The sequence below is a fragment of the Amycolatopsis thermophila genome, from assembly GCF_030814215.1.
GTDB classification, from domain to species: Bacteria; Actinomycetota; Actinomycetes; order Mycobacteriales; family Pseudonocardiaceae; genus Amycolatopsis_E; species Amycolatopsis_E thermophila.
In genome coordinates, this window is the sequence record NZ_JAUSUT010000001.1 from 1,625,661 (window position 1) to 1,631,880 (window position 6,220).

Here is a 6,220-nt window from a genome sequence, read left to right on the forward strand (position 1 = left end):
ACGAACTCGACCGCTTCCCGGCCGAGCGCGGGGCGACCACTGACCGAGTCACGCATTGCTCGCCCAGGAGGTGCGCCCCCATGCGGGACGCCAGACCGGCCCGGGGACCGCCGCCAGGCTCCGGAAGTGGCGGATGATCGCGTGGAGCCGCGGGTGCGGGTCCACGCGGCGGAAGATGAGGGACAGCGGGTAGGCGATCGCCGGGCCGGCGACCGGGACGCGGCGCAGGTCGTGGTGCGCCGGCCAGGTCAGGCGGTCGCGCGGGCTGACGAGGGTGGCCACGTCCGGCGAGTCGGCGAGGGTCTCCAGCAGCACCTCGACGCCGAAGTTCGGGCCCGCGCCGTCGATGCGCAGGTCCAGGTCGGCGGCGAGCTCGTCGTAGAACTCCGCCCATTCGCTCCGGGGTGCGATGCCCGGGACCCAGATCCGGTGGCCGCGCAGCTGCGCCGGCGTGACCGTCCGCGCGGCGGCGAGCGGGTGACCCGGGCCGACGAGGAGCTCCAGCGGGACGTCGAGCACGTGGGTCATCCGGACCTCCGGTGGCAGCGTGGCCGGGTCGGTGACCGTGCGGAACGAGGCGTCGATGTCGCCCGCCCGTACGGCGGCGGCCACGACGCGCGGATCGCCGGCCCGCAGGGTCACCACGTCGAGGTCCGTGTCCGGATGCGCCCGCCAGTAGTCGTGCAGGATGACGGCCTGTCCGGTGCGGAACCCGAGGACGTCGATCCGCAGGGCGCGCGAGTTCGGCCGGACCGCGCGGATGCCGCGCTCGACGCCCGCGACGACGGCCCGTGCGTGCGGCAGGAACGCCTGGCCGTCGAGCGTCAGCTCGACCCCGCGGGCGGTGCGGGTGAACAGGCGGACCTCCAGCTCACGCTCCAGTGCGGCGATCCGCTTCGAGACCGCCTGTTGTGTCACCCCCAGCTCGTCCGCGGCGTGTTGCAACTGCCCGAGCTCCGCCGCCCGGACGAACGACCGCACCGCTTCGGTATCCACCGAGCGAGCTTAGGGTTCCCGCCGATCGGGGTGGCCCGGCGGGCAACGGCGCTCGGCCCGGCGATCGCCGCCACCCACCGGCTGTGACCGAGATCTCGCCCTTCCGGTGCTTGCCGCCAAGATCTCTCCTGAGTTAGCACTCTTAGGGGGAGAGTGCTAACTGAAGAGCCGGTCCGAGGAGGCAGCTTGAGCAGCGCGCATCGTCCAGCGTGGAAGGCCCGATCTGTTTCGCACACCGCCGTGCGGCGGGACGATCCCGGCCGCCCGCTTCGCGTGGCGATGGTCGTCCCGCCCTACTTCGACGTTCCCCCGAAGGCCTACGGCGGGGTCGAGGCCGTGGTCGCCGACCTCGCCGACGCCCTCGTCGACCGCGGGCACTCGGTCACGCTCATCGGCGCCGGACGGCCCGGCACGAAGGCCCGGTTCGTCCCGGTGTGGGACCGCACGGTGCCCGAGCTGCTCGGCGAGCCCTACCCCGAGGTCATGCACGCCGTCGCCGCGCGCCGGGCCGTGCAGCGGCTCGCCGCGACCGGCGGTGTCGACGTCGTGCACGACCACACGCTCGCCGGCCCGCTCAACGCACCCGCCTACGGGGTGCCGACCGTGGTCACCGTGCACGGCCCGGTCGGCGAGGACATGGCGCGCTACTACTCGGAACTGGGCGACGACGTGCACCTGGTCGCCATCAGCGACCGGCAGCGCGAGCTGGCGCCGGGTCTGAACTGGATCGGCACCGTCCACAACGCACTGCGCCTGGCCGACTGGCCGTACGAGTCCGAAAAGGACGACTACGCGCTGTTCCTCGGCCGGTTCCACCCGGACAAGGCGCCACACCTCGCACTCGAAGCGGCGCACCGCGCGGGCCTGCGGCTGATCCTGGCCGGCAAGTGCGCCGAGCCCGTCGAGAAGGAGTACTTCGAGCGGGAGGTCCGGCCGCGGCTCACCGAGCACGACCACGTGTTCGGCGTCGCCGACGCGACCGCGAAGCGCGAACTGCTCGCCAAGGCCCGCTGCCTGCTCTTCCCGATCCAGTGGGAGGAACCGTTCGGCATGGTCATGATCGAGGCGATGGCGTGCGGCACCCCGGTGGTGGCGCTGCGGTCCGGTGCGGTGCCGGAGGTCGTCGTCGACGGCGTCACCGGCCTGGTCCGCGACGATCCGGCCGACCTGGTGCGGGCCCTGCACGACGTCCGGCACCTCGATCCGGCGAAGTGCCGGGCGCACGTCGCCGAGCACTTCGACATCGGCGGCCTCGGCGCCGGCTACGAGGCGGCCTACCGGCGCGCGGTCGAGGTCAGCAGCCTCCGGCGGGACTACGCGGCACTGGACTCCGCGCTCGACCGGGCGTACGACCAGATGGACAACGACGGGCCCGCCCTGCAGCCCTCCGGAGGACGGCCATGACGCCCGAGGCGTTCAACGCCGGCGAACCGGTCCCGGTGAGCAGCCCGGGCGGGACGGTCACGCTCGTCGAGGGCAGCACGTTCTGCCTGTCCGGCAACACCGGGGACATCCAGGCGGGCACCTCGCACGGCCTGTTCTTCCGCGACGCGCGGCTGCTCTCCCGCTGGGAGCTGCGTCTCGACGGGCAGACCCCGCACCCGCTGTCGGTCATCTCGCCGGAGGCGTTCGCCGCGCGGTTCGTGCTGCGCCGCAACCCCAAGCCGGGCCAGGCCGACAGCACCCTGCTGCTGGTGCGCGAACGCCTCGTCGGCGACGGCCTGCGGGAGACGATCACGTTGCGGAACCTGGGCCGGGAGAACACCGTGGCGACGCTGACCCTGCACGTCGACGCGGACTTCTCCGACCTGTTCGCGGTCAAGGAGGGCCGCCCCGCGCACGGCGGGGCGGACGCCACCGTCGCGGGCTCGGAACTGTTGCTGCGCGACCGGTCCGACGGCTCCCGCGGTCTGTCGGTGAGCGCCACCGCGGACCCGCTCGCCGCGCCCGGCGTGCTGAACTGGCGGGTCGTCGTGCCCGCGCACGGCGAATGGTCGACCGAGATCGTGGTGCAGCCGACGCTGGGCAACCGGCGGGTGCGGCCGCAGTTCGACCGCGGCGAAGAGGTCGAGACCAGCGGGCCCGCCCGCAAGATCCGCGCGTGGCGGGACGACAGCACGGTGATCGCGGCCGACGACCCGGTGCTCACGCAGGTGCTCAACCGCACCGAAAGCGACCTCGGCGCGCTGCAGATCCACGACAAGAGCCAGGACGGCCGTCCGTTCGTCGCGGCCGGCGCGCCGTGGTTCATGACCCTGTTCGGCCGCGACAGCCTGCTCACCGCGTGGATGGCGCTGCCGCTGGACGTCGGCCTCGCGCTGGGCACGCTGGAAACCCTGGCCGAACTGCAGGGCAAACGGGTCGACCCGCTCACCGAGGAGGAACCCGGGCGGATCCTGCACGAGCTGCGGCTCGGCCCGGACAGCGACCAGGTGCTCGGCGGCAGCCACTACTACGGCACGGTGGACGCCTCGCCGCTGTTCGTCATGCTGCTGGCCGAATGCTGGCGCTGGGGTGCCGGGGAAACCGCGGTGCGGGCGCTGCTCCCGGCCGCCGACGCCGCGCTGGAGTGGCTGGAGCGCTACGGCGACCGCGACGGCGACGGGTTCGTCGAATACCGGCGCGCGACCGACCGCGGCCTGCTCAACCAGGGCTGGAAGGACAGCTTCGACGGCATCAACGACGCGGCCGGGCGCCTGGGCACCACGCCGATCGCGCTGTGCGAGGTGCAGGGGTACGCCTACGCCGCCTGGCTGGCCCGCGCCGAACTGGCCGACGCGTTCAACGACCCGGCCACCGCGGCCCGGTGCCGGGAGCGGGCGCAGCGGTTGCGCGAGCGGTTCGCCGACGCGTTCTGGCTGCCGGACCAGGGCTGGTACGCCGTCGCGCTGGACGGGCGCAAGCAGCCGCTGGACGCGTTGACCAGCAACACGGCGCACTGCCTGTGGTCGGGCATCGCGACCGACGAGCACGCGGCCGTGCTGATCGACCGGCTCAACCGGCCGGAGATGGACAGCGGCTACGGGCTGCGGACGTTGTCCTCGGCGATGGGCGCCTACAACCCGATGAGCTACCACAACGGTTCGGTGTGGCCGCACGACACGGCGATCGCGGTGGCCGGGCTGCTGCGGTACGCGCACCTGCCGGGCGCCGTCGAGCTGGCGCAGCGGCTCGCGACCGGGCTGCTCGACGCGGCGGCCGCGTTCGGCGGGCGGCTGCCCGAGCTGTTCTGCGGCTTCTCGCGGTCGGAGTTCAGCCCGCCGATCCCGTACCCGACGTCGTGCTCGCCGCAGGCGTGGGCGAGCGCGGCGCCGCTGCTGCTCGTGCGGTCGTTCCTCGGGCTCGAACCGCACGTGCCGCAGCAGCGGCTGGTGGTCCGCCCGCACCTGCCGCGGCAGTGGGGGCGGGTGAGCCTGGCGGATCTGCGGCTGGGCGAGCTGACCGTGCAGGTCGAGGCGGATCACGAAGTGGCCAAGGTCCAGGGGCTGCCGGAGGGGTGGGACCTGCGCGTGGGCGGGTGATCGGCGTCGCACCCGGAAGGGTTGCTTTATTAGGTTAGCCTTGCTTGACTTGGCCCGCTTTGTCCAGTTCCGAAAGGTGGTGCCATGTCTCGCAGGGTTCGCCTGCCCCGACTTCGCTCGCTCGTGGCCGCATCGGTCGCGGGCGTGCTCGGGCTCGGGCTCGTCGCGTGTGGTGACGTGCAGGATTCGTCGACGCAGACGGCGTCCTCCGCGAGTGCCGACCCTGCGGCCTTCCCGGTGAGCATCACGCACAAGTTCGGGACCACGAAGATCGAGAAGGCGCCGCAGCGCGTGGTGGTGATCGGGACGTCGAGCGACGACCTGGACGCGGCGATCGCCCTCGGCGTCACCCCGGTCGCCTACTTCAGCAAGGACGGCACGGCCGGCGTGCCGCCGTGGTTGCAGGGCGAGCTCGACCCGGCGAAGACGCAGATCGTCGACGCGGCCGGCGGCGTCAACGCGGAGAAGGTCGGCGAGCTGGCACCGGACCTGATCCTGGCGACCGCGGACTACGGTCTGGAGCAGGAGTACGACAACCTGGCCAAGATCGCGCCGACGGTCGGGTACGCGACCGAGTGGGGGGCGCAGACCTGGCAGGAGCACGTCCAGGTGGTGGCGCAGGCGCTGGGCAAGACCAGCGAGGCGGCGTCCGTGATCGCGTCCGGTCAGGCCGCCATCGACCAGGTCAGGACGCAGTACCCGGCCGCCGCGGGCAAGACGTTCACCGCCTCGGTGGGCAACACGGCGGGCAAGATGTTCACGCTGGCGTCCGAAAAGGACTTCGCGGTGCAGCTGCTGCGGTCGACCGGCCTGAAGCTGAGCCCGGCCGTCGCGGACGCATCGAAGAACGAGGCCGGCAGCCCGACGGGCACCGTGACGCCCGAGCAGTACGACAAGCTGGCCGCGGACCTGGTCGTGGTCGCCTTCACCTCGCCCGACCTGCGGCAGGCGTTCGAGAGCAACCAGCCGGTGGCCGGCCTCAAGAGCGGCAACTACCTGGTGACCGACATGCGGACGATCTCGGCCCTGCGCTACCCGACGGTGCTCGACATCCCGTGGGTGCTGGAGAAGCTGAAGCCCGGCTTCGCGAAGCTCTCCTGACCCGGCCGATCCCGAAAATCCCTCCCCGTTGCGGCGGGGAGGGATTTTTACTGGGGAGGTGCTTTCGATGCCGGAGACCCTGCCCGCGCACGGTGACGTGCGGTTGCGCCCCTTCAACGATGGCGATGCCGCCATGCTGGTCGACATGTCGACCGATCCGTATGTGCCGCTCACCGGAACCCTCCCCTTCCAGGCGACGCACGACGAGGTGCTGGCCTACATCCGGCGCCAGCACGGGCGGCTGCACACCGGATACGGCTACTCGTTCTGCATCGCGGACGCCCGGACGGACGAGCCGCTGGGGCAGACCGGCCTGTGGCTGGCGTCGATCGACCAGGGCCGGGCGACGGCCGGGTACTGCGTGGCGCCGCGCAGCCGCGGGCGGGGGCTGGCGGGGCAGGCTCTGCGGGCGTTGACCTCGTTCGCCTGGACCATCGAGGACTTGTACCGGGTCGAGTTGTACATCGAGCCGTGGAATGCGGCCTCGGTGCGGACTGCGGAGGGGGCCGGGTACGTGCGGGAGGGGTGTTTGCGGAGTCATCAGTGGATCGGGGAGCGGCGGGTCGACATGCTCCTTTACGCGGCGGTGTCCGGGGCGTAGC

Annotated in this window: 5 protein-coding genes; 4 read left to right on the plus strand and 1 reads right to left on the minus strand. The window is 72.4% G+C overall.

Annotated elements, in window-relative coordinates; all coding sequences use genetic code 11:
- Window positions 1-48: 48 nt before the first annotated feature.
- Complete coding sequence (locus FB470_RS08025; RefSeq protein WP_306990081.1) at window positions 49-996, minus strand: LysR family transcriptional regulator; 948 nt, start codon at window positions 994-996, stop codon at window positions 49-51.
- A gap of 240 nt (window positions 997-1,236) precedes the next feature.
- Between FB470_RS08025 and FB470_RS08030 the strand changes: the two genes are divergently transcribed.
- The 4 genes from FB470_RS08030 to FB470_RS08045 all read left to right on the plus strand — a co-directional run bounded on the left by FB470_RS08030 (window position 1,237) and on the right by FB470_RS08045 (window position 6,219).
- Entirely contained in the window at window positions 1,237-2,400 is a 1,164-nt protein-coding gene (locus FB470_RS08030) for a glycosyltransferase family 4 protein (RefSeq protein WP_370876657.1), read from the plus strand.
- A complete protein-coding gene (locus FB470_RS08035) occupies window positions 2,397-4,517 on the plus strand; it encodes an amylo-alpha-1,6-glucosidase (protein WP_306990086.1) in 2,121 nt (706 codons plus the stop codon). The genes FB470_RS08030 and FB470_RS08035 overlap by 4 nt, the downstream gene beginning before the upstream one ends.
- 84 nt (window positions 4,518-4,601) lie before the next feature.
- On the plus strand, window positions 4,602-5,618 hold the full coding sequence (locus tag FB470_RS08040) for an ABC transporter substrate-binding protein (protein WP_306990088.1): 1,017 nt from the start codon (window positions 4,602-4,604) through the stop codon (window positions 5,616-5,618).
- A 67-nt stretch (window positions 5,619-5,685) separates the two neighbouring features.
- Window positions 5,686-6,219, plus strand: coding sequence for a GNAT family N-acetyltransferase (locus tag FB470_RS08045; RefSeq protein ID WP_306990089.1), 534 nt, complete (start codon window positions 5,686-5,688; stop codon window positions 6,217-6,219).
- Window position 6,220 lies beyond the last annotated feature (1 nt).